Source organism: Marinobacter sp. tcs-11 (assembly GCF_002049515.1).
Lineage (GTDB): Bacteria > Pseudomonadota > Gammaproteobacteria > Pseudomonadales > Oleiphilaceae > Marinobacter > Marinobacter nauticus.
In genome coordinates this window covers 144,829-167,758 of record NZ_LLYU01000009.1, presented here as the reverse complement: position 1 = coordinate 167,758, position 22,930 = coordinate 144,829, and the positions used below count along the sequence as shown (strand labels likewise).

Genomic DNA, 22,930 nt, shown 5'->3' with positions numbered 1-22,930 from the left:
ATTACTTGGTTAACTTTTTAAAGAGCGTTTGAGCTGTTGCTCAATCAAGGCCGCGTATTCTACATCGTTCCGCTGCCCTGTCAACCACTTTTTTCGAAGAATTTTTGAAGCAAATTTTCGAACACTTTCAAGCAGTTGCGTTCCTCGTGAACCGGCGTTGTCTGCCGTGTCCCTCAGAAGTGGTGCGCATTCTACAGCCCTCAGGAAAACTGTCAACGCCCATTTTCAATTTATTTTACCGGGCTTCGGTTTCCACCTATGCGAGTGATCAAACACCCACCAAAACGTTTAGAACTTGACCAAAATCACGTTCTTTTCAGAGGAATGAGGGTGGAGAAACCAGACCAGTACACCCTGGCACCCAGTATTACAGCCAGCGCCAACCCGTAGATCATCATTTCGGTCACATCGCTGCGTGCCTGCCACAGGAAATGAACCCAGGCCAGAACCGCCGAACTGTAGATAAGACGATGTAATGGTTTCCAGCCACGCCCCACTCTTTTCATCATGCCTCTGGTAGACGTTGCCGCCAGCGGAACCATCAACAGGAAGGCCAACCCGCCCGCGATGATATAGGGGCGTTTGGTAAAGGTTGCCCAGAGATCAAACCAACCAAGGATAAACTGGAGAAAGGCGAGCACATGCAAAGTCGCATAGAAGAAAGCGTACAGGCCCAGCATCCTGCGGAATCGGAGCCAACCGGCCCAACCTGTGATTTTCCGCAATGGCGATATTAAAAGCGTTATCAGTAGAAACTGGAACGCTGCGATACCGAGCGCTTCTGTAATGGTCTGGCCTGGATCAGGCCCCAGATTACCACTCTGGATGTCCCACCCGATCAACGCGAGCGGAATCAGGCAGGACAGAAAAACCAGGACTTTAACCGGAGCATAGGGAAATTGACGAGAAGCCTTGGATGCCATCAATAATACCTGGAAAGATCCATATCCTTGTATAGATGAGCGACCTGTTCACCATAGCCGTTAAACTTCACTGTCTCGATCCAGTTCGGACTCAACAAACCAGAGGGCAGGCGACGCTCACGTTTCTGACTCCAGCGCGGATGATCCACTTCCGGATTCACGTTGGCATAGAAGCCATACTCTTCAGGCGCAATCATCTCCCAGCTGGTCTTGGGTCGCTCCTCCATGAAGCGGATACGGACGATCGACTTGATGCTCTTGAAGCCATACTTCCACGGCACAACCAGGCGGATCGGCGCACCATTCTGGTTTGGCAGGGTCTTGCCGTACAAACCAATGGCCAGAAACGACAACTCGTTCATGGCCTCGTCCATCCGGAGCCCCTCCCGGTAGGGCCAGTCAATCACGCTGAACATGGAGCGCTGCCCACGCATCTGGTCCGGATCATGAAGCGTTTCGAAGTAGACGTATTTAGCTTTTGATGTCGGCTGCAGACTGGCGAGCACTTCGGCCAACGGCACACCGACCCACGGAATCACCATCGACCAGGCTTCCACACAACGCAACCGGTAAATACGCTCCTGATACTGGTGAGGCTTCAGCAGATCTTCCAGCGCATAGGCGCCTGTCTTTGCACATTCACCTTCGACAGATACAGACCAGGGATCGACCGACATGGCATCGGCATAGCGCGCAGGGTCGCCTTTGTCCGTACCAAACTCATAAAAGTTGTTGTAGGAAGTAATCGCGGGGTAAGGCGCTTTCTTTTCGTCGGTAGAAAACGCCGGCATGGCCTTATACTGCAGGGCGTCGCCAGGAATTCCGCCCTCCTCCGCCTTGAGAAGGGCCGGCATGGTCAGCGCCGCAGCGGATGCCATCGTCCCGGCCATGAATTTCCGCCGGTTCAGGTAGACGGATTCAGGCGTCACTTCAGATTCTGACAGAGCCCACGACGGGCGGCGCTTGATAAGCATCGGGAACCTCCAATTCATTACTTGAGGTAACTGACCGGAGGTTCCCGAGAAAATTCCCGGCCGATTCACTCGGCCGAGGGGTAAGTCCTACCGAGCGCGGGCCGGCTTGCGACGGAACAGAGCCCGGACCGGGCCGGAAAGTGCGTAAATCAGGAACCCGGTGAAGAGTACGGTGGCGGGATCAAGGGCGATCACCACAAACACCAGCACCACCAGAAGTATTGCCGCGAAAGGCACCCGACCTCGAAGATCGAGATCCTTGAAGCTGCGGTAAAGAATATTGCTGACCATCAGCACACCGGTTCCGGCCACAACGATAATTGTCAGCAACGTCAGCCAGGACGATGGCTCGAAACTGTGGAAACACCACACCAGCCCCGCAACACAGGCAGCTGCCGATGGACTGGGCAGGCCCACAAAGTATTTTTTGTCCACGGAGCCGATCTGGGTATTGAACCGAGCCAACCGCAATGCTGCGCCAGCCACGTAGATGAACGTAACCACCCAGCCCACTTTGTCCAATCCGTTGAGGGACCAGAAAAAGGCCACCAGGCCGGGCGCAACACCGAAGGCCACCATGTCGGCAAGGCTGTCGTATTCCTCACCGAATTTGCTCTGGGTATTTGTCATCCGGGCGACACGGCCATCCAGCCCATCCAGAATCATGGACACAAAAATGGCAATAGCAGCATTGTCGAAGACACCATTGGCGGCAGAAACAATCGCATAGAATCCAGAGAACAGAGAGGCAGTCGTCAGCGCGTTGGGAAGCAGGTAAATGCCTTTGCGACGAACCTTGGTCCCCTCAACAAGCTCCTCTTCAACCACTTCACCGGGCTCAATTTCCGGATCTGCGGCTTTCCTGGTTTCTGATTTTTCCACGGTATTCTTTTCTTCAGTCATTCCATAAACTCCGGAAAGCATTTGGGCGGAGTATAAACGAAAAACGCGGCCACAAGGGGCCGCGTTTCCAAACCTTACCGAAAATCCGGATCAGTTCTTGTCTTTGTCCACGATCTTGTTCGCGGAAATCCACGGCATCATGGAACGCAGCTTCTCGCCCACGGTCTCGATCTCGTGAGCCGCATTCTGGCGACGGCGAGCGGTCATGGACGGATAGTTCAGGGCACCTTCAGAGATGAACATCTTGGCGTATTCGCCGCTCTGGATGCGCTTCAGTGCGTTGCGCATGGCTTCGCGGGACTGCTCGTTGATCACCTCCGGACCGGTTACGTACTCACCGTACTCGGCGTTGTTGGAGATGGAGTAATTCATGTTGGCGATGCCGCCTTCGTACATCAGGTCAACGATCAGCTTCAGCTCGTGCAGACACTCGAAGTACGCCATTTCCGGAGCGTAGCCCGCTTCGGTCAGGGTTTCGAAGCCGGCTTTAACCAGCTCAACCGCGCCACCACACAGAACCGCCTGCTCACCGAACAGATCGGTTTCGGTTTCGTCTTTGAAGGTGGTTTCGATGATACCGGTACGGCCGCCGCCGATGCCGCTGGCGTAGGACAGGGCTACGTTCTTGGCGTTGCCGGACGCGTCCTGGAAGATCGCAATCAGGTCAGGGATACCACCGCCCTTGGTGAACTCGGTGCGCACAGTGTGGCCCGGAGCCTTCGGGGCAACCATGATCACGTCCAGATCTTTGCGCGGAACGATCTGGTTGTAGTGAATCGCGAAGCCGTGAGCGAAGGCCAGGGTAGCACCCTGCTTCAGGTTCGGCTCGATTTCCTCACGGTACAGCTGGGCCTGGAACTCGTCCGGCGTCAGAACCATGACCACGTCTGCAGATGCAACGGCAGAAGCCACATCGCTGGTCTTCAGTCCATAGGCTTCAGCCTTGGCGATGGAGGATGAACCGGAACGCAGACCAACAACCACGTCTACACCGGAATCCTTCAGGTTGCACGCGTGGGCGTGGCCCTGAGAGCCGAAGCCCAGAATGGCAACTTTCTTGCCTTGGATGATGGAAAGATCACAATCTTTATCGTAATAAACCTGCATGAGAAACCTCTATATGTATGTAATGGCCCCTCGGGGCCATGATTTTCGATTTGTTTCGGCAGCCCTTACAGGCTGAGTACCTTTTCGCCACGGGCAATGCCAGATACGCCAGTGCGAACAACTTCCAGAACACCCGAAGTGCCCACTGCCTGAATGAAGCCATCCAGCTTTTCACTGTCGCCGGCAAGCTGCACGGTGTAGACAGAACTGGTGACATCCACAATCTGGCCACGGAAGATATCCACCGTGCGCTTGATCTCGGCACGCTGGGATCCGGTTGCCTTGAGCTTGACCAGCATCAGCTCCCGCTCTATGTGAGCGCCCTCGGTCAGATCCACCAGCTTGACCACTTCGATCAGCTTGTTCAGCTGCTTGGTGATCTGCTCGATCACCTTGTCGGAACCTGTCGTGGTGACAGTCAGGCGAGACAGGGTTTCGTCTTCCGTGGGCGCTACGGTCAGGGTTTCGATGTTGTAGTTGCGCTGCGAAAACAGGCCAACCACACGAGACAGTGCGCCGGGTTCGTTTTCCAGCAAAACAGAAATGATTCGACGCATGATCACACCCTCTCCGTTTTGCTGAGCCACATGTCTTTCATGGATCCTCGAGCGACCTGCATGGGATAGACATGCTCAAAGCGGTCCACATAGATATCGACAAACACCAGTTTGTCTTTCATGGCCAGGACTTCCTTGAGCTTGGGCTCCAGGTCTTCCTTGCGATCAATGCGCACACCCACATGACCATACGCTTCCGCCAGCTTGATGAAGTCCGGCAAAGACTCCATGTAAGACTGGGAATGGCGGGACTCGTAATTCATGTCCTGCCACTGCTTAACCATGCCCAGAGCCTGGTTATTCAGGTTGATGATCTTCACCGGCAGATCGTACTGCTTGCAGGTGGACAGTTCCTGGATATTCATCTGGATACTGCCTTCACCAGTGAAGCACAGCACTTCATCTTCCGGATGGGTCAGTTTGATGCCCATGGCGGCTGGCAGGCCGAAGCCCATGGTGCCGAGGCCACCGGAGTTGATCCATCGGTTCGGCTTGTCAAACTTGTAGTACTGGGCAGCAAACATCTGGTGCTGACCTACATCGGTGGTTACGAAGGCATCACCATTGGTGAGCTTCCAGAGCATCTCGACCACTTCCTGGGGCTTGATTACATCCGGGCTGGTCTCGTAACGCATGCCGTGGAACGCGCGCCACTCTTCAATCTGCTTCCACCACGATGCCAGCGCCTCGGCATCCGGCTTGTCCCTGGATTCTTTTACCAGCGACAGCATTTCTTTCAGTACCGCATCCACCGGGCCGACAATGGGCACGTCTGCATCTATGGTCTTTGAGATAGATGCCGGGTCGATATCGATATGAATAATGCGCGCGCCCGGGCAGAACTTCTCGGTGGCGTTGGTCACGCGATCATCAAAGCGCGCGCCCACACAGAGAATCAGATCTGAATGGTGCATCGCCATGTTGGCTTCATAGGTACCGTGCATACCCAGCCAGCCCAGGTGCTGTTTGTCAGTCGCCGGATAGCAACCGATGCCCATCAGGGTGTTGGTGATAGGGAAGCCCAGGGTCCGGGTCAGCTCGGTCAACTGGCTGGAAGCCTTGCCCAGGATCACACCGCCGCCGGCATAGATGACCGGGCGTTTGGCCGCCATCAGCATGTCGACGGCTTTTTTGATCTGACCGGCATGGCCACGAACCGCCGGGTTATAGGAGCGCAGCTTGACCTTCTTGGGATAGGAGTACTCATAGCGCTCATTCGGTGTGGTCATATCCTTCGGGATATCAACCACAACCGGACCGGGACGACCGGTAGCAGCGATGTAGTATGCCTTGCGGATTACCTCAGGGATTTCCTCGGGGTGACGAACGCTCAGATTGTGCTTAACCACCGGACGGGAAACACCGATCATATCGGTTTCCTGGAAGGCATCCTCACCAATAAGGGTGGATGCAACCTGGCCGCACAGAACCACCATGGGGATGGAATCCATGAACGCGGTGGCAATGCCGGTAATAGTGTTGGTGGCTCCAGGACCCGAGGTCACCAGTACGGTACCTGGTTTTCCGGTTGCACGGGCATAGCCGTCGGCCATGTGGACCGCCGCCTGTTCGTGCCGAACCAGAATATGCTTGACTTTGTCCTGCCTGAACAGCGCATCATAAATATGAAGGGCTGCACCACCCGGATAGCCGTATATGTATTCGATCCCTTCATCCTGCAGGGAGCGGATCAGCATATCGGCGCCAGACAATAACTCCACGATTTTCTACCCTCTTCTACGAGTGAATGAGCCGGGTTACGCCCCGGTTGCCTGGATTCTCGGTTTCCCTGCTTCTTGTGAAAGCGGAACCGGCGTACTCCTCCACACTAAAACTAAAGAGGTTGTCTCCTGGCCAGCCGCCCTCCTGAGGGTTGCGGAGAACGGCCAATCAACGGGTTGCACGTAAGCAACAACCAAGGCCCGCCAAGCGCTGGCGAACGCAGTGTGGTGATTAACGGGGGATACTCGCTCGGGATTGCCTGCCGTATTGACCCCAGTCTTCAGGCAATCGGTAATTCTGACAGCGGGAAACTCGCTGTCAATAGGCGCTGTGGCTTAATTACCGCCGAATTCGCCTCTCTCTGCCATACTGTGCAAAACTGCGTGCAAGATTTTGAACCAGAGACAGGAAAATCCAGCCATCCGATGGCATGATAGCCACAGGCAGTAACCAAGTGACGAGCAGAGACATGAACCGAAAAATATTATTGCTGACGGTATTGATGGCGGCCGCACCCGGCCTTGCAACCAGCGCTTCGGTCTATAAGTGGACAGACGAGAACGGCGTGACACACTTTGGCGACCGGCAGCCAACCGGCCGTAACGCCGAGCAGGTCAACGTCCGTTCCGGCACCAGTCAGGGCGCCGGTGTTCAGCGACGAAGCGCCCAGGAACAGCTGGACGAACTGCAGGAACAACAAGCGGCAGAGCAGCAGCAACGAGAAGAATCCGCGGTTGAAGAAGCTCGCCGGAAGCAGCGCGAAGCCAACTGCGGCACAGCACGCTCCAATCTTCAGGTGATCAACCGCAACGCTCGCATCCGGGTGGAGGAGAACGGTGAAACCCGGTATCTGAGCCCCGAAGAAATCGAACAGCAGCGCCAGAAGTTCCAGGAAATTGCAGACGAAAACTGCGGCCCGGAACAAGAAGGCAGCAGCGAGCGTTAAATCCGAAGGTTCGGAGAACAGAAAAGGGCGGAGACTCGTGCCTTTCGCCCTTTTCTTTTTCAGCAGCTGAGGTTCCGCCCTCAGCCGTTCTTACTGAACACCAGACGGTCTTCCTGAACCGTTGCGCGAATGGTATCGCCGGGCACAAAGTCACCCTGCAGCAGCTTCTGCGCCAACGGATTCTCGATCATCCGCTGAATCGCCCGCTTCAGAGGCCGGGCACCATAAACCGGGTCGTACCCGACTTCCGCCAGCAACTGCATGACGTCGTCTCCGAGTTCCAGTTTCATGTCCTGATCCTTCAGGCGACGAGCCAGATTCTCGATCTGGATGCGGGCGATGCCCTGAATCTGGGACTCCGCCAGCGGATGGAACACCACCACTTCATCCACACGGTTAATGAACTCCGGCCGGAAATGAGTGCCAACCACTTCCATCACCGCCGACTTCATATCTTCGTAGTTCTCTTCTCCGGCCTTCTCCTGAATGATGTGGGAACCCAGGTTTGAGGTCATCACCACCACTGTGTTGCGGAAGTCGACCGTGCGGCCCTGACCATCGGTCAGACGCCCATCATCCAGCACCTGAAGCAGGATGTTGAAGACATCCGGGTGCGCCTTTTCAACCTCATCCAGAAGCAGAACCGAGTAGGGCCTGCGACGCACGGCCTCAGTCAGGTAGCCACCCTCTTCATACCCCACATATCCGGGAGGCGCACCAATCAAACGGGCGACCGAGTGCTTCTCCATGAATTCCGACATATCGATGCGAACCATGGCCTCTTCGGTATCGAACAGGAAGTTTGCCAGCGCCTTGCACAACTCGGTCTTCCCCACCCCGGTCGGCCCAAGGAACAGGAAAGAACCATTGGGACGATTCGGATCCGACAGTCCAGCCCGGGACCGGCGCACCGCATTGGATACCGCTTCCACGGCCTCATCCTGGCCAATGACCCGATCGTGGAGGGCTTCCTCCATGCGCATCAGCTTGTCGCGCTCCCCCTCCAGCATCTTGGATACCGGAATCCCGGTCCACTTTGAAACGATTTCCGCAATTTCTTCATCCGTGACCCGGTTGCGCAACAGCTTCATTTCCATCATTTCCGCCTGGCTGGCCATATCCAGTTGGCGCTCCAGCTCCGGGATCTTGCCGTACTGCAGCTCGGACATCTTGCCCAGATCCCCTGCACGGCGGGCATTCTCCAGGTCAATCCTGGCCTGCTCCAGTTGGCTCTTGATCTTCTGGGAGCCATGCAGAGCCGCCTTTTCAGTGTTCCAGACTTCCTCAAGGTCGGCGTATTCGCGCTCAACGTTTCCGATAACGGCAGACAACTCTTCCAGCCGCTTCTTAGAGGCTGCGTCGGTTTCCTTTTTCAGGGCTTCCCGCTCAATCTTGAGCTGAATCAGCCGGCGCTCCAGGCGATCCAGCGCCTCAGGCTTGGAGTCCATTTCCATACGGATCTGGCTGGCCGCTTCATCCACCAGGTCAATGGCCTTATCCGGCAACTGACGATCGGTAATATATCGATGAGACAGCTTGGCGGCCGCGATGATGGCGCCATCCGTTACCTCAACCCCATGGTGAACCTCATAGCGCTCTTTCAGCCCACGCAGGATGGCGATGGTATCTTCCTCACTGGGCTCGCTGACCAGCACTTTCTGGAAACGGCGCTCCAGTGCTGCGTCTTTTTCAATATTTTCCCGGTACTCATTCAGCGTGGTGGCGCCGACACAATGCAACTCTCCCCGGGCCAGCGCCGGCTTCAGCATATTGCCGGCATCCATGGACCCTTCGGCTTTACCGGCCCCCACCATGGTGTGGATTTCGTCAATGAACAGGATGATCTGGCCTTCCTGCTTGGACAGCTCGTTAAGCACCGCCTTCAGGCGCTCCTCAAATTCGCCGCGAAATTTGGCGCCGGCAATCAATGCGCCCATGTCCAGCGACAGCACCTTCTTGTCTTTCAGACCATCAGGCACCTCGCCGTTGACGATACGCTGGGCCAGCCCCTCGACGATGGCCGTTTTCCCCACACCGGGCTCACCAATCAGCACCGGATTATTCTTGCGCCGGCGCTGCAGTACCTGAATGGTGCGACGGATTTCATCGTCGCGACCAATCACCGGGTCCAGCTTGCCGGCCTCGGCCCGCTCGGTAAGATCAATGGTGTACTTTGACAGGGCCTGACGGTTTTCCTCCGCGCCGGCATCGTTCACCGACTCTCCCCCGCGCACTTCGTCAATGGCCTTTTCCAGCGCGGCCTTGTCAACGCCTTGCTCTCGCAGAATGCGCCCCAGGGAACCGCGGTCTTCAACCGCCGCCAGCAGAACCAGCTCACTGGATATGAACTGGTCACCCCGCTTCTGGGCCAGCTTGTCGGAAATGTTAAACAGTCGCCCCATGTCGTTCGACATGGACACATCGCCGGCATTGCCCTGCACCTCCGGCAGGTTCTCAATTTCCTTCGCCACGGCCTGTCTTACCCGGCCGGGCTCAACCCCCACTTGTTTGAGCAGCGGTTTAATGGAGCTTCCCTGCTGGTCCAGCAGGGCCTGCATCAGATGCACGGGCTCGATGAAGTTATGGTCTTTGCCAACCGCGATGGACTGCGCATCCGCCAACGCGGTTTGCAGCTTGCTGGTGAGCTTGTCGATTCTCATGTGCTCTTATCCCCAAAATTCGTAGTGAATACCGATCAACCCTGTGGTCCGGATATTCCGATTGCTTTGAAACTTAATGTAGGGGCAAGTGGGGGGAGTTCAAGTTGGGCAGACCGCAATTCGTCAGAAATTTGACGGCTGTCAGTTAACACATCAGGAAGAGCTATCGAGACTTCAGGATTTTAGCCAGACCAGGGTGGCCATACGGCCGGTTTGACCATCCCGGCGATAGGAAAAGAACCATTCCCGATCCTGAACGGTGCACAGACTACCGCCAGCGACGGACGAGACACCAACCTGACTCAGACGCAGGGTTGCCAGACTGTAGATATCGGCCATGAAATGGCCCGGGCGGGCACCCTTGGTGTCAAAGGCTTTCGCAGCTTCCGGACTGTGCTGAACAAACGCTTCGCGCACTTCCGGGCCAACTTCGAAACTGTCGGGACCAATGGCGGGGCCCAGCCAGGCCGAAAGCTTGTCAGGCTCAACCGCCATCGCACTGACCAGGTTTTCCAGCACGCCTCCGCTGAGGCTGCGCCAGCCGGCGTGAGCAGCCCCCACTACGGTTCCATCGGAATCCGCAATCACTACGGGCAGGCAGTCGGCAGTCAGAATGGCACAACTAAGGCCGGGCGATCGGGTGAAACTGGCATCCGCTTCAGGAACCTGTTGAGCGTTGTCGGGTGTAAGCTCGACCACCCTCGCACCATGCACCTGATTCAACCAGCCAATCCGATCCACCTCTAACCCCGTGAAGCGGGCCAGGCGCTGCCGGTTTTCGGCGACAGATTCAGGGCTATCCCCGACATGATCCCCGAGGTTGAGCGAACTCCACGGCGCCTCACTGACGCCTCCCTTGCGAGTCGTGCACATGGCTTGCACCGCCCCCGGTGCGGACCAACTCGGCCTCAGGATGTAGTTGTCAGAAATCACGTTCTTCCAGCTCCCGGGCGTGTTTGCGCAGAGCTTCGATCAGGTGAACCATATCCTCTGGTAGCGGCACCTCCCAGCTCAGAATCTCACCCGTTTCCGGATGCTCAAGGGTCAACTGTCTCGCATGCAGGGCCTGCCGGGTGAACGCAGCCAGTACATCCCGAAGCTCCTCTGTAGTGCCTTTGGGCAACCGCAGACGCCCACCGTAGGCAGGATCACCAACCAGCGGGTGGCGCACATGCGCCATGTGCACACGGATCTGATGGGTGCGGCCACTTTCCAGCTTGCAACGAACCAGGGTATGCGCGGCAAAACGCTCCAGCAGGCGGTAATGGGTGACCGCCGGTTTGCCACTGGAAACCACGGCCATGCGTTTACGATCCTGCGGATGACGGCCAATAGGTGCGTCAACTGTTGCACCACCGGTCAGCGCGCCCACCACCACGGCCTCATACTCCCGCCCCATCGTGCGTGTTTGCAGCTGGTCTACCAGGGAGGTATGTGCAATCAGGCTGCGGGCCACCACCATGATGCCGGAGGTATCCTTGTCCAGGCGGTGAACAATACCTGCCCTCGGCAGGTTTTCCACTTCCGGCGCGTAATTCAGCAGGGCGTTCACCAGCGTGCCATCAGAATGGCCGGCCGCTGGGTGCACCACCAACCCGGCCGGCTTGTTAATCACCAGCAAGTGCTCATCTTCGTAGACGATATCCAGGCTGATGGGTTCGGCTTCCCAGGTCACCTGCACTTCCGGCTCAGCATCGAGAGCCAGGGAATCGCCCATCATTACCTTGTCCCGCGGCTTGCGGGATTTACCGTTCACCGTCAGGGCTCCGCTCTTGATCCAGGACTGCAGGCGGGAGCGGGAATGCTCGGGCATCAGTTCCGCCGCTGCCTGGTCCAGCCGTTTATCGCTGAGCTCCGGCGGTACGGTAAATTGGCCGGTAATTCGGTTTTCGGAAGTCATTCAGCCTCGTTTTCGCCGTTGGTTTCTGGCGCAGACGGCCGCCGGACAGGCGGCGATGTTACGTTTCGGTCAGATTCTGGTGCCAATATCGGGAAACACTGCACACAGACAGCCTTCCCCGTTACAATGACCAATCCAACCACAAGTTCTGAACATTATACGGGATTCCGGCATGAGATCAGTCGTTCGATTACTGCTACTTTCCACACTTTTTGCGCTGGCCGCCGGCTGTGCGTCCCAGAAGGAGGTGGAAGTCCTGCCGGAACAAACCTATTACGAGAATGCCCGCAAGGCCATGAACTCGGGCAACTTCAACGAAGCCGAACAGAACCTGGATGCCCTGGAAACCTATTATCCATTCGGCCGTTATGCCGAACAGGCCCAGCTTGATCTGATCTTTGCCCGTTACCAGAACCTCGACCTTGAAGGTTCCCGGGCTGCCGCCGACCGCTTCATGCGCCTGAATCCGCAGAGTGATCACCTGGACTATGCCCTCTATATGAGAGGGCTAGCCTCCTACAACCTGGACCTTGGCCTGGCCGCCCGCTATTTCCCTGTTGATGCGGCCGCACGCAATCCCGGCGAGCAATTGCAGGCGTTCCGCGATTTCTCACAGCTGCTGAACCGGTTTCCGGACAGTGAATATGCCCTGGACGCCCGCCAGCGCATGATCGCCATCCGCAACCGCATGGCTGAACTGGAGCTGCACGCAGCCCGCTACTACATCAAGCGTGAAGCCTATGTGGCGGCCAATAACCGTGCCCGGTACGTGGTGGAGAACTACCCTTCTTCGCCTTCAGTGGAGGAGGCCTTGATGATCCTGGCGGACACCTTCCGCTTTCTGGAGCTGAAAAAGGGCGCCAACGATGCCATTGCCACGCTGAGAAAAAACTTCCCCAACAGCGAGGCCTTCAACGCGAACGGTGAGTACGAATCGGATCTTCTTCGCCGCCAGAACCGGTCACTGACCAACGTGGTGACCTTTGGTCTGATGGGGGATGAATAAGAGCGGGATTACTTCCCGCTCTTCCAGCCGTTGGTAATGGGATAGCGTCTGTCTTTGCCAAAGCCCCGTTCGGTAATACGAACACCGATGGGGGCCTGGCGCCGCTTGTATTCATTGATATCAACCAGCCTGACCACCCTATCCACATCCTCGCGCTCAAACCCTTCCGCGACGATAGCATCAGCACTGTAATCACGCTCCACGTATAGGTTCAGAATCTGATCCAGCACGTCATAGCCCGGCAAGCTGTCCTCATCTTTCTGGTCTGGCGCCAGCTCGGCTGAGGGCGGACGGGTAATCACCCGCTCCGGAATCACTGGTGACAGGGTATTGCGGTAGCGCGCCAGCCGGAAAACCAGCGTTTTCGGCACATCCTTCAGAACATCAAAGCCACCTGCCATGTCACCGTATAGCGTGGAATAGCCAACCGCCATTTCACTCTTGTTGCCAGTCGTGAGCACCAACGAGCCAAACTTGTTGGACAGCGACATGAGCAGCACCCCCCTCAGACGGGCCTGAAGGTTTTCCTCAGTGGTATCCGGCTTGGTGCCCGCAAACGGTTCTGCCAGCGCCGCCATGAAGGCATCGTACATGGGCTCAATGGAGAACACGTCATACTGCACACCCAGGGCGGTGGCCTCGGCTTCGGCATCTTCCAGGCTGATGCTGGAGGTATACCGGAACGGCATCATCACCGCGTGCACACGCTCCTTGCCCAGTGCATCCACCGCAACCGCCAGTGTAACCGCCGAATCGATGCCGCCGGACAGGCCAAGTACTACCGACCTGAAACCATTCTTGTTGACGTAATCCCGCACACCAGTCACCAGGGCGCGGTATACATTGGCTTCCAGCTGCGGTTCTGGCGGCAATGGGCGGGAGATCGGCTGGCAGTGGTGTTCGCACAAGAGGTCCACCGGGTACAGCCCTTCCTCGAACTGAAGCACTTCCGCCGACAGCCCACCGGAATGATCAAACACCATGGAGCCGCCATCAAACACCAGCTCATCCTGGCCGCCCACAAGGTTCACATAGACGATGCTGACCCGGTTCTCCCGGGACTTGCGTTCCAGCAAAGCCTTGCGACGGGCCTGTTTATCGATATCGTAGGGCGAGGCATTGAGATTAAGGATGAGCCGGGCACCCGCGGCTGCCGCATCTTCCACAGGGCCATCTTTCCAGAGATCCTCACACACGGTAATGCCGACAGGCTGGCCTTTAATGTCGAGCACCAGTGTGTCGGAACCTTCGGCGAAATAGCGCTTTTCGTCAAAAACCTGGTAGTTCGGCGGGAAGCGTTTGAAGTAGCAGCCGCGAACCTGACCGGCTTCAATCACCAGCGCCGCGTTATACAGCAATCCTCCAGAGCGAATCGGAGCACCGATTACCATCGCTGAAGGCAATGCTGCACTTTGCAGCTTTTCCAATGCTTCGCTCACGCGAAGATCCAGACTCGGGCGCAACAGGAGATCCTCCGGCGGGTAGCCGGTCAGGCAAAGCTCCGGAAAGACAACGATATCGGCCTGATGCTCATCCCAGGCCCGCTGCGCTGCCTCCAGAATCAGATCGGTATTGCCCGGAATATCTCCCACCAGGAAATCCAGTTGCGCCATAACAACGCGGAGTTTTCTGGCGGCGTTCTGGCTCTGGGGTGCTTGACCGGCTTCCGGCATGGACTGGCTCCTGTAACTTATTGCCGTTAAAAGGCTATTATAACCCGTCAACAACAAAGATTTCTCCCGCACACAGACAGATGAACCGCTCCATGGCTCAAGACACTGCCCACAATGACAGCAAGCGCTCTGCTTTCGGGCCACCGGCAAAGCAGCAACAGGCAAGGCTGTTTCGTGTATACAACCACTATCGCGTAGTAATCAGCCTGATGCTGCTGGGCTTGCTGTTCTTCGATCCATTCACCACCGACAGCAAGTTCCGCTGGCTGGAGTACTACCAGGCGGGCGTTGTTACCTATCTGGCTATTAACGGCTTTACTGCACTTTTACTGCTTGCCGGCTTTCAGCCACGGCAGAGGCATATCACGCTCTCCATTCTGATCGACATACTGGTGATGCATGGGCTTCTATTCGCCAGTACCGGAATCACCAATGGCCTGGCCAACCTGGTAATAGTGTCTGTAGCGGCGGGCAATATTCTCACACCCAGCCGGGTCGGCACGTTCTACGCAGCACTGGCTGCCATCTGTTCGCTGGGCATTTCCGGCTGGGCCGTTCTGGCCATCGATGAAACCGCCGACGACATCGTCCGGGCGGGCACCCTGGGCATACTCTACTTTGCCGCGGCTTTTGTCCTGCAAGGCATCTCAAAACGGATGATCCGCAGTGAAGCTCTGGCGAGCAGCCGGGCAAGAAGCATTCAGGAACTGGAGCAGATCAACCAGCAGATCATCCAGCGTATGCGCACCGGCATCCTGGTACTTGATCGCTTCGGCCAGATCCGGCTTGCCAACGCCGCCGCCGAAGAACTGCTGTTCGGTGTGAGCGCCGATGGAGAAGATCTGGAGCCCCGTGCACGGCTACTGCCTAAACCGCTCAGGCAGGGGCTCGAAAGCTGGCTGAAAAACCCCAACATGCGGATTGAACCCTTTCAGGCGTCGTCTACCTCACCGCTTTTGCAGGCCAACTTCACGCAACTTGACCAGGAACGGGGCGACCAGATTCTGGTGTTTATTGAAGACATGAGTAAAGTGACCCAGCAGGCCCAACAGATGAAGCTGGCCTCACTCGGACGCTTAACGGCTGGCATCGCTCACGAAATCCGGAATCCTCTCGGCGCCATAAGCCACGCTGCCCAGTTGATGGAAGAATCCCCCAGCCTGGATGAGGGGGATCTTCGCATGCTCGACATCATTCGCCGTCACTCCCGACGGGTGAATGGCATCATCGAGAATGTGCTGGACCTTTCTCGCCGCCGGACCGCAAATTCCGAGCTGATAGATGTCGGCCAATGGCTTCGCGAGTTCCGGGATGATTTCGTGCAGACCGTGAATGGGGAAACGGCCACCACGATCGAATTGAATATCAGCGAGCAGATTCCACAGGCTCGTTTCGACAAGAGCCAGATTGAGCAGGTGATGGTGAATCTGTGCGACAATGGTTTGCGGTACAGCAAACAGCAGACCGGGCAAAACAGGATACAATTAATTGCGGGCGCCACGGCCGATGGCAAACGGGCTTACGTGGACGTTCGGGATTTTGGCCCGGGCATCAGTGCCGAGCATCGGCATTCCGTATTCGAGCCCTTTTTCACCACGGATAAAAGCGGAACCGGGCTTGGCCTTTACCTGGCCAGGGAGTTATGCGAAGCCAACCAGGCACACCTGTCGCTGGTCGATGACGGACAGCCGGGGTGCCGATTCCGCATAACCTTCGCTCACCCCGGGCGAATGATCTGACCAGCTGGCCATCGGGCGTTTGAATTCAACAGGGAACCGAAGACACAGAATGACTACACAAACAGCGCTGATTGTTGACGACGAGCCGGATATCCGGGATCTACTGGAAATCACCCTCACCCGGATGGGCATTACCACCTACACCGCCCCCGATCTGGCCAGCGCCAGGGAACTTCTGCAACGGCACAAACCCCAGCTCTGCCTGACCGACATGAACCTTCCCGACGGCAATGGCATAGAGCTTGTACACTGGATTCAGCAACACACGCCCTGCACGCCCGTTGCGGTGATTACCGCCTATGGCAGCATGGACACAGCCATCGAATCGCTCAAGGCCGGCGCCTTTGACTTCGTGTCCAAGCCCGTGGAGCTGCCCCGCCTGCGGGAACTGGTCAACAGCGCCCTGAAGCTGTCCGAACCCAAAGCCCGCGAAACCGCCGATTCCGATGAGCCCGGTCTGCTTCTGGGCGACTCGCCGCAAATCCGGAAACTGCGCACACAGACAAAAAAGCTCGCCCGAAGCCAGGCACCGGTGTTTATCAGTGGCGAATCCGGCAGCGGCAAGGAACTGGTTGCCCGCATGATTCATCTGCAAGGGCCCAGAAGTGACGGCCCCTTTGTCGCCGTGAACTGTGGAGCCATCCCCTCGGAGTTGATGGAAAGCGAGTTCTTCGGCCACAAAAAAGGCAGTTTCACCGGCGCCGTCGAGAACAAACAGGGGCTGTTCCGCTCCGCCGATGGTGGCACCCTGTTTCTGGACGAAGTGGCCGACCTGCCCCTGGCCATGCAAGTAAAACTGCTGCGGGCTATCCAGGAGAAAGCCGTTCGCCCGGTCGGTGAAACCAAAGAAGTGCCGGTGGATATCCGGGTACTCAGCGCCACCCATAAAAACCTCCCGGAACTGGTGCAGGAAGGCGATTTCCGCCAGGATCTGTTTTACCGGATCAACGTCATCGAACTGGCTGTTCCCCCGCTGCGCGAGCGCGCCGATGATATCCCCCTGCTGGCAGAGCACATTCTCCAGCGTATCGCCCGGGAATACGAATGCGACCCGGCCAGACTCACCGCGGCCGCCGTCGAACGACTCAAAGGCTACGAGTTTCCCGGTAACGTGCGGGAACTGGAGAACATCCTGGAACGCGCCTTTACCCTGTGCGACGAAGACCTGATTGATGCCGGGGATCTGCATCTCGGCGGCGGTGTTGCGCCAGCAGGCTCCGCCTCGGCGACCAGAGGGACGGAGTCAGAAACGGATGCTGCCGCAGCGCCGGTACCAGAGGGCGAGATTGATCTCGAAGGTTATCTGGAAAGTATTGAGCGACAGGCTATTGAAAAGGCTCTGGAGGCAACAAGGTGGAATAAAACGGCGGCGGCCAAAAGACTGGGGATCAGTTTTCGGGCGTTGCGGTATCGGTTGAAGAAGTTGGGGATGGAGTGACTTTGGAGTATAGTTAGTCCTCACTTCGGCGCTTGCAGGATGCAACGCTGACCCAGATATGACCAACACGGACGTTAATCGATGCATTCCCAGAAAAAAGCAGGGTTCTCACTAATTGAACTCCTTGTCCTCACTGCACTGATCGGATTACTGGCAGGCCTTGCTATGCCGTCACTCACCAGCGCCCTTCAAAACCAGGAAAGGCGTGGCACGCTGCACGACCTCTTGGGCCTGTTTGCCCTTGCACGACAACATGCCGTTATGGAAGGAGTCATCGTTACGGTGTGCCCAGTGAACTCGATGGGCGCATGTTCCCGGGATTGGAACAATGAAATCTATGCATTTTCCGATCCAGATAATCAAAGGCAGCTAACCGCGGGCAAAGCCCCTCTAAGAGTTGTTTCTACCGGAGGTTCAGGTCGGATCGTGGTTCGCTCATTGCATCGAAGCTATTTCCAGTTCAGGCCTTCTGGATTCGTCCATAGTGACCTCGGCAACGTGACCTGGTGCCCGAAAACGGGCAATGCAAGTTTGGCGGGGCAAATCATTATTAACAGAGGTGGGAGGGCGCGCCTGGCAAACGATCATGATGGAGATGGCATCCCTGAGGATGCTCAGGGACGCCCATTGAAATGCTCGTAATTTACCAGCAATCAGTCCCTGATGTTGAAGATCTCGCACCGGTCTGGGTTATGCGGAGCGTGCCACAGGTATCATTAGTCTGATCTCCGGTCGGCACGGCCTGCAGTGTATAGGTGTTAGCGGCAACAGTCCCATTGAAGCTCAGGTTGTAGAACGCAGTACCCGTTCTGGGGGATTGGTTAAACGGCAGGGTGGGCTGATTCCCCCCCTCCAGATATGAGAAATCTCCCGAATACTGACGCTCCATCCATTGCGCCAACTCCACCAGATCCGCCTGAGCCGTGGTTCTACGGGTTTCTCTTACGTGATTCGAATAAGAAGGGTACGCTATTGCCGCAATGATGCCGACGATGGCGACCACAATCATTAACTCAATTAGCGAGAAACCACGATGGTGCGTCATTCTGATATTGATCAAAACAGGTTAACCTCCCGCAAAATAAGGTAGCCGTCTTCGTTATCACGGTCTGATTCCAGGTTCGTGACACGCTGACCTTCCCGCAGAATATTTACCACGGCAGCGGGCGCGACTTCCTGACCATTGATCAGCACACTCCCCTCCAGAAAGTACTCTGTGTCATCAATCACGATCCGGCGCGCTTCAGCATGAATGGAATCCACCACATGCTGGCGTGGAGCGCCCTCTGGCGTTTCCAAACTGCCCGGAACTCCCTGGGCAACCACTCCGGTGCTTGACATCGCCAGAACGAGGACAATGGCTATGCTTCTACGACTACTCATGTTGCTAACTCCCCACCCAGTGCGTCCGGGCCATAACGATTAATTGTCGATTAACTCGTTCCAGCCTCTGCGCCCGGCATCAGTCACGGCACCGCTTAGCGGCGGGATCTCCATAACGTCCACAGGGTCCTTGGCATTACTTCCCGGCGTGAACCGGAAGGTGCCCAGAATGGTCGACTGGTTCGGCAAACCCTCCAACTTGTAACCAATGATTTTCTCCGGCCAGCGCAGGAAGGCCGCCTTTTCCGGGTTTCGCCCATCGAGGCCAAAGGCCATCGCCCAACCAGTACCGCCACCCAGACAGGGGTTCTCATCCGGTATCATCGAGTTAAGATAAACGAAATCACCACGAACCTGCGGGCTGACAACCGCTCTTTCACCGGTAATGGGCAGGTCAACAAACCAGCCTTTCGTGGTCGAGAAATCCAGCTCTTTCCCATTGGAATAGCGGACAGTCGCCGAAACGCCGTTGCTGTCTGTCACCGTACCCTCAGTAATCGTCCGGGACTCCAGGCTACTCACCGTCAGACCAGATGTACCACGGTCCCAAACACCATAGACAGACTGGGTATCAACCGACGTAACGTCCGCAGTCTCCAGATACTGGCCGGTCGCAAAATAGATCATCAGGTTGGGAACATTGCCTGCACGGGAAACCTTGCGATTAGCTGAGGCAACGGGAGCCGCAGTGATGGGCTGCTTGGCTTGAGTGGTGAACAGCGCCTGGGGGTTCCCGCCGTTGCTGTAGGCCGATGCCCAGTTACCACTGGAATCTACGCTGGCAACCCACATATTGCCATCGAGATCACCGGCATAAACACGGTCAATCAGATAATCGCCCGTGGTATCGAATGCCGCCAGCGGTGACAAACCGTCGCCACCAGCCCCCTCAAACTCGACATAACGCACATCCGCACTGTCCCAGGTACCGTCCATACCGCCTTCGATATCAAGCATGAAGAAACCCGTGCTTTCGGTATTGGAGTTGTAACCATTGGAGATGAACGCAGTCCAGCGCAGATCCGTTCCCCACTTGGTCATTCCAATGATTGGGGCTTGGGTGACATATCCCATTCGGGCGTCGTCCTGCCCCGAAAACTCCCAAAGAACAACTTTTTCGGCATTGGCCTCCGAAAATCCCGAGGGATCAGTGACGTCCAGCGCAAAGACTCCTTTTGCCCCGGCACGACCACCGCCAACAATAATCGTCCGCCAGTCTTCGTCCGCCGTCAGAGAACCATCGGCTTGTTTACCCTTGGTAAAGATATCCTGCTGTCGTATCTCCAGATCCACGTAATAACGATGCTGATAGTCCGGATCCGACAGGAAATGCAAACCTGCATTGCTGGCGGAAGCGTTGTATACGAACTCAGGTATGTATGCCAGCACCTCATTACCGCCGTTGGCACTTGCGTTAAAGCCATGCAACATACCATCGTTGGATCCAGTATAAACAACCGGCGTACGAGACTTTTTGCTGCTGGCAAAATCAGAGAACCACTTGCCACTACTTCCAAATGGCAACGCATCCGGCCAGATCGCCCGGGGCTCACCGACAAACTCGGGGGATGAATTCACAATTGACCCCAGCCGGCTACCCCGCTTGCGCCATCCTGGAGTGCCCTCGAGTGAACGATCGCCCCGAATAAACGCAAGGCGCTGCTGGGCTATGGTGTCGGTAACACCGCCGAACCGCAGATCATTTTTCTGAGCGTTAGTCAGGTTGCCCCAGCGAAAACCGCCCGCAACACTGCCGTAGGTAATGATCACACGGTCGTCGGCACTGAGGTCCCTGTTGTCCAGAATATCCCGGGCAGACCAGCCGTTACCTTGCTTAACCGCTTCATTGATATCCGGTACGATGGGTGAGTTGGTTCCGCCGAGCTTGGCCGCTTTAAGGTCACCCGTCCAACCATTCGGGTCGAACTGGGTTGAGAAAATCAGGGCGCCCTGCTGAAAAGATGACACATCGAATTCCACCGCGGTGGACGAGCCAGCTTCATTGACGATCTCGCCAACCGTCCCCTTCAACTCTTTCGCGAAGGTTGCAGGATCTGAGGCACTAAAGAAACCTCCGCGGGCATTAACCGCCGCATGAAGCATATCGTTTACCTTGTCCTCATTACTGGTTCCACCCCACCAGTTCACGTAAGTGCCGTTCTCAATCGCTTTAAACGCATCAACCGGGTCGATGGACCCCGTCACGCCAAGCCCCACGGTATAAGTCACCATGTGTTGCCAGAACGCAGGATTTTTCTCCGAGGTCGGAACGTAGTTCACAATATCGGTTCGCAGGTCACGTTTCCAGTAATCCATAGCCACGTCGGCGAGGGTGGTGTCATCCCTGTTATCCTTGAATGGATTCACCGGCGTATATTTGAAAGAGTCACCCCTGTTGTTGGTAAGGGTATCGCCATCCTTGTCGTCGGCTTTCTTGGTCGCGTTGAGATTCAAGCTACCATTGTAATAGCCATCCGACATCAGAATGGTGTACGCCAACCGGCATTCCCGCACCGGATTGGTCGAACTTACCGACTCGCCAGGGTTATCCGCCCAGGCTCGTTTACTTTTCTCGAAGTAGGTACCCGCGCCATCCAGAGCACGCCTCAGTGGGGTGTTTCCGTTGGCGGGAACCGCGTAGAGCCAATCATAGAAGTCTTCACGCCTGGAGTTGGTGTACTCTCGAACGCCTTCCTGAACCGCCCGAACGCCGGAGGCATCATCAATGGTGTTCTTGCTCTCATTGTCGTAGTTAAGTCGCCCCCAGCCCAACCGGAAACTGGTCGGCAACTCAAAAAATGCCTCGCTAATGCCAGCACGAGAAGATTCAATTCGGGTGTTATAGTAAGAGTACCAATTAGCAAAATTGGTCTTTTCCGCCGCGCTCAGGTTGTTGACCGAAACATACGTGTAGCAGCCGTTCTGATAGGGATTGGCATCACAACTGCTGGAACTGTTGAACGTGAAGTAAAACCCCCCGCCTTCAACGTTGTAGCCATCAATCGAGAACGTATCCCGCAGATCTCTGGAGGCACTGTTTCCGTCGTAACCGTTGATGGGCGCATTTGTATACGAAGAATTCGGATAGCGCCCCGTTCCATCCTCTTTGTAAGGGGGAAAATAGGTTACCGATGGGTCATACCACATTTTGTTGATGTGGGAAGAATAGTAGAAGCGATACTCAGCATCGGCCCCTTCCTGGTAGTAGCTGTTCCAGGACTTCGACTCGATGTCGTTATACCCGCCGATCTCATCTGGCATGTACTCGCGAGCCATGGAACCTGAGTCATCAATAATAAACATCAGATTGGGCGCTACGGCACTTCCCAGAAACAACGGCTGCTGAGCAAAATCCGGTCGAGCAGAGTAGCCAGACGCTGGCAGCACTATTAGAGCGGCCGATAATGCCACTTTAAGATTGAACTTGTTCACGGATTACCTCCTGCCAGCCCGTTTGGCTGGAATACGTAAAAGCCTTCAAGCAAGCGCACCCCGGAACCCGAAGGCCCTGACGCTCTGACCAGGATACGTGCGTAATCAAACTCCGCCGGCCCTTCAGAGCCATACTGGCTGAAATCCCGTGGCAACTGTCCCTCGGAATCCACCACGACTTTGCCTTTGTATTCAAAAAGGAATAGCGGCGTCACACCATTTACCGCAGAGCCCGCCACCGCACTTATCGGGTCGCCCGACGCGTCCTTATTCCAGGTCGCCGCAGAGAAAGGGGACGGCACCGTCACACTGGTATCCGTACCATCATAAAAGCCTGTCGTGCTGCCAAAATCTGACAGGTCCGACATATTATCCAGGGTCGCCTCCGCCTCTCGCATTGCCGTTTCGGCAACCTCAAGCGCCAGCATTCCGTCTCGCTGTGCCGTCGTCATTCGCTCCTGCATGATACTGCCCTGCATTCCGGAGAGAGCAAGCAGGCTAAGCACCAATAGAATGACCAGCGACATCAGTAGCGCAACACCTCGCTGTTGTCCTGCTCTATGCATA

The 22,930-nt window shown here is 56.3% G+C and carries 19 protein-coding genes; 5 read left to right on the top strand and 14 right to left on the bottom strand.

The features are described from left to right. Nucleotides 1-305: 305 nt before the first annotated feature. The 6 genes from msrQ to ARC85_RS12160 all read right to left on the bottom strand — a co-directional run bounded on the left by msrQ (nt 306) and on the right by ARC85_RS12160 (nt 6,185). Complete coding sequence (msrQ, locus tag ARC85_RS12185; RefSeq protein WP_199452606.1) at nt 306-923, bottom strand: protein-methionine-sulfoxide reductase heme-binding subunit MsrQ; 618 nt, start codon at nt 921-923, stop codon at nt 306-308. Further along, nucleotides 923-1,897 carry a protein-methionine-sulfoxide reductase catalytic subunit MsrP gene (msrP, locus tag ARC85_RS12180; RefSeq protein WP_199452556.1) on the bottom strand — a complete coding sequence of 325 codons (975 nt, stop codon included), beginning with the start codon at nt 1,895-1,897 and terminating at the stop codon, nt 923-925. The genes msrQ and msrP overlap by 1 nt, the downstream gene beginning before the upstream one ends. A gap of 87 nt (nt 1,898-1,984) precedes the next feature. After that, nucleotides 1,985-2,800 (bottom strand): CDP-diacylglycerol--serine O-phosphatidyltransferase, encoded by an 816-nt coding sequence (gene pssA / locus ARC85_RS12175; protein WP_114434757.1) that lies wholly within the window; start codon nt 2,798-2,800, stop codon nt 1,985-1,987. 90 nt (nt 2,801-2,890) lie between these two features. Then, nucleotides 2,891-3,907: a ketol-acid reductoisomerase gene (gene ilvC / locus ARC85_RS12170; protein ID WP_114434758.1), complete on the bottom strand. Its 1,017-nt coding sequence runs from the start codon at nt 3,905-3,907 to the stop codon at nt 2,891-2,893. Between the two features lie 65 nt (nt 3,908-3,972). Then, a complete protein-coding gene (gene ilvN, locus ARC85_RS12165; protein ID WP_011784401.1) occupies nt 3,973-4,464 on the bottom strand; it encodes an acetolactate synthase small subunit in 492 nt (163 codons plus the stop codon). A 2-nt stretch (nt 4,465-4,466) separates the two neighbouring features. Continuing rightward, complete coding sequence (locus tag ARC85_RS12160; protein WP_011784400.1) at nt 4,467-6,185, bottom strand: acetolactate synthase 3 large subunit; 1,719 nt, start codon at nt 6,183-6,185, stop codon at nt 4,467-4,469. 470 nt (nt 6,186-6,655) lie between these two features. Here ARC85_RS12160 and ARC85_RS12155 point away from each other — a divergent pair, with 470 nt between their 5' ends. Further along, nucleotides 6,656-7,132 carry a DUF4124 domain-containing protein gene (locus tag ARC85_RS12155; RefSeq protein ID WP_286714938.1) on the top strand — a complete coding sequence of 159 codons (477 nt, stop codon included), beginning with the start codon at nt 6,656-6,658 and terminating at the stop codon, nt 7,130-7,132. An 80-nt stretch (nt 7,133-7,212) separates the two neighbouring features. Here the strand turns inward: ARC85_RS12155 and clpB are convergent, their stop codons facing one another. The 3 genes from clpB to rluD all read right to left on the bottom strand — a co-directional run bounded on the left by clpB (nt 7,213) and on the right by rluD (nt 11,692). After that, nucleotides 7,213-9,792 (bottom strand): ATP-dependent chaperone ClpB, encoded by a 2,580-nt coding sequence (clpB, locus tag ARC85_RS12150; RefSeq protein ID WP_286714937.1) that lies wholly within the window; start codon nt 9,790-9,792, stop codon nt 7,213-7,215. A gap of 174 nt (nt 9,793-9,966) precedes the next feature. Then, complete coding sequence (gene pgeF, locus ARC85_RS12145) at nt 9,967-10,665, bottom strand: peptidoglycan editing factor PgeF (RefSeq protein ID WP_206769591.1); 699 nt, start codon at nt 10,663-10,665, stop codon at nt 9,967-9,969. A gap of 49 nt (nt 10,666-10,714) precedes the next feature. Then, nucleotides 10,715-11,692 carry a 23S rRNA pseudouridine(1911/1915/1917) synthase RluD gene (rluD, locus tag ARC85_RS12140; protein WP_224851299.1) on the bottom strand — a complete coding sequence of 326 codons (978 nt, stop codon included), beginning with the start codon at nt 11,690-11,692 and terminating at the stop codon, nt 10,715-10,717. Nucleotides 11,693-11,864: 172 nt separating this feature from the next. Here rluD and ARC85_RS12135 point away from each other — a divergent pair, with 172 nt between their 5' ends. Continuing rightward, nucleotides 11,865-12,698: an outer membrane protein assembly factor BamD gene (locus tag ARC85_RS12135; protein WP_286714936.1), complete on the top strand. Its 834-nt coding sequence runs from the start codon at nt 11,865-11,867 to the stop codon at nt 12,696-12,698. Between the two features lie 8 nt (nt 12,699-12,706). On the opposite strand, the gene ARC85_RS12130 is transcribed toward ARC85_RS12135, so the two are convergent. Then, nucleotides 12,707-14,371, bottom strand: coding sequence for an NAD+ synthase (locus tag ARC85_RS12130; protein WP_286714935.1), 1,665 nt, complete (start codon nt 14,369-14,371; stop codon nt 12,707-12,709). Between the two features lie 92 nt (nt 14,372-14,463). On the opposite strand from ARC85_RS12130, the gene ARC85_RS12125 reads away from it, so the two are divergent. The 3 genes from ARC85_RS12125 to ARC85_RS12115 all read left to right on the top strand — a co-directional run bounded on the left by ARC85_RS12125 (nt 14,464) and on the right by ARC85_RS12115 (nt 18,190). After that, nucleotides 14,464-16,110 carry a sensor histidine kinase gene (locus tag ARC85_RS12125; protein WP_278350813.1) on the top strand — a complete coding sequence of 549 codons (1,647 nt, stop codon included), beginning with the start codon at nt 14,464-14,466 and terminating at the stop codon, nt 16,108-16,110. A gap of 49 nt (nt 16,111-16,159) precedes the next feature. Next, nucleotides 16,160-17,548: a sigma-54-dependent transcriptional regulator gene (locus ARC85_RS12120; RefSeq protein WP_286714934.1), complete on the top strand. Its 1,389-nt coding sequence runs from the start codon at nt 16,160-16,162 to the stop codon at nt 17,546-17,548. 81 nt (nt 17,549-17,629) lie between these two features. Next, nucleotides 17,630-18,190, top strand: a complete 561-nt coding sequence (locus tag ARC85_RS12115) for a GspH/FimT family pseudopilin (RefSeq protein WP_286714933.1) — start codon at nt 17,630-17,632, stop codon at nt 18,188-18,190. 1 nt (nt 18,191) lies between these two features. Here ARC85_RS12115 and ARC85_RS12110 read toward each other — a convergent pair whose 3' ends face one another. The 4 genes from ARC85_RS12110 to ARC85_RS12095 are packed head-to-tail and all read right to left on the bottom strand — an operon-like array spanning nt 18,192 to nt 22,929. Further along, nucleotides 18,192-18,608, bottom strand: coding sequence for a type IV pilin protein (locus ARC85_RS12110; RefSeq protein WP_278350811.1), 417 nt, complete (start codon nt 18,606-18,608; stop codon nt 18,192-18,194). Further along, nucleotides 18,605-18,931: a hypothetical protein gene (locus ARC85_RS12105; RefSeq protein WP_278350810.1), complete on the bottom strand. Its 327-nt coding sequence runs from the start codon at nt 18,929-18,931 to the stop codon at nt 18,605-18,607. The genes ARC85_RS12110 and ARC85_RS12105 overlap by 4 nt, the downstream gene beginning before the upstream one ends. A 39-nt stretch (nt 18,932-18,970) precedes the next feature. Next, a complete protein-coding gene (locus tag ARC85_RS12100) occupies nt 18,971-22,363 on the bottom strand; it encodes a pilus assembly protein (RefSeq protein WP_286714932.1) in 3,393 nt (1,130 codons plus the stop codon). Further along, entirely contained in the window at nt 22,360-22,929 is a 570-nt protein-coding gene (locus ARC85_RS12095) for a pilus assembly PilX family protein (RefSeq protein WP_278350808.1), read from the bottom strand. Before ARC85_RS12095 ends, ARC85_RS12100 begins: the two co-directional genes overlap by 4 nt. Nucleotide 22,930: the final 1 nt, after the last annotated feature.

Bases quoted from the DNA above. Each gene is read 5' to 3' on its own strand.
- msrQ (WP_199452606.1), bottom strand. From the start codon at position 923: ATGGCATCCAAGGCTTCTCGTCAATTTCCCTATGCTCCGGTTAAAGTC.
- msrP (WP_199452556.1), bottom strand. From the start codon at position 1,897: ATGCTTATCAAGCGCCGCCCGTCGTGGGCTCTGTCAGAATCTGAAGTG.
- pssA (WP_114434757.1), bottom strand. From the start codon at position 2,800: ATGACTGAAGAAAAGAATACCGTGGAAAAATCAGAAACCAGGAAAGCC.
- ilvC (WP_114434758.1), bottom strand. From the start codon at position 3,907: ATGCAGGTTTATTACGATAAAGATTGTGATCTTTCCATCATCCAAGGC.
- ilvN (WP_011784401.1), bottom strand. From the start codon at position 4,464: ATGCGTCGAATCATTTCTGTTTTGCTGGAAAACGAACCCGGCGCACTG.
- ARC85_RS12155 (WP_286714938.1), top strand. From the start codon at position 6,656: ATGAACCGAAAAATATTATTGCTGACGGTATTGATGGCGGCCGCACCC.
- clpB (WP_286714937.1), bottom strand. From the start codon at position 9,792: ATGAGAATCGACAAGCTCACCAGCAAGCTGCAAACCGCGTTGGCGGAT.
- pgeF (WP_206769591.1), bottom strand. From the start codon at position 10,665: ATGTGCACGACTCGCAAGGGAGGCGTCAGTGAGGCGCCGTGGAGTTCG.
- rluD (WP_224851299.1), bottom strand. From the start codon at position 11,692: ATGACTTCCGAAAACCGAATTACCGGCCAATTTACCGTACCGCCGGAG.
- ARC85_RS12135 (WP_286714936.1), top strand. From the start codon at position 11,865: ATGAGATCAGTCGTTCGATTACTGCTACTTTCCACACTTTTTGCGCTG.
- ARC85_RS12130 (WP_286714935.1), bottom strand. From the start codon at position 14,371: ATGCCGGAAGCCGGTCAAGCACCCCAGAGCCAGAACGCCGCCAGAAAA.
- ARC85_RS12125 (WP_278350813.1), top strand. From the start codon at position 14,464: ATGGCTCAAGACACTGCCCACAATGACAGCAAGCGCTCTGCTTTCGGG.
- ARC85_RS12120 (WP_286714934.1), top strand. From the start codon at position 16,160: ATGACTACACAAACAGCGCTGATTGTTGACGACGAGCCGGATATCCGG.
- ARC85_RS12115 (WP_286714933.1), top strand. From the start codon at position 17,630: ATGCATTCCCAGAAAAAAGCAGGGTTCTCACTAATTGAACTCCTTGTC.
- ARC85_RS12105 (WP_278350810.1), bottom strand. From the start codon at position 18,931: ATGAGTAGTCGTAGAAGCATAGCCATTGTCCTCGTTCTGGCGATGTCA.
- ARC85_RS12095 (WP_278350808.1), bottom strand. From the start codon at position 22,929: ATGCATAGAGCAGGACAACAGCGAGGTGTTGCGCTACTGATGTCGCTG.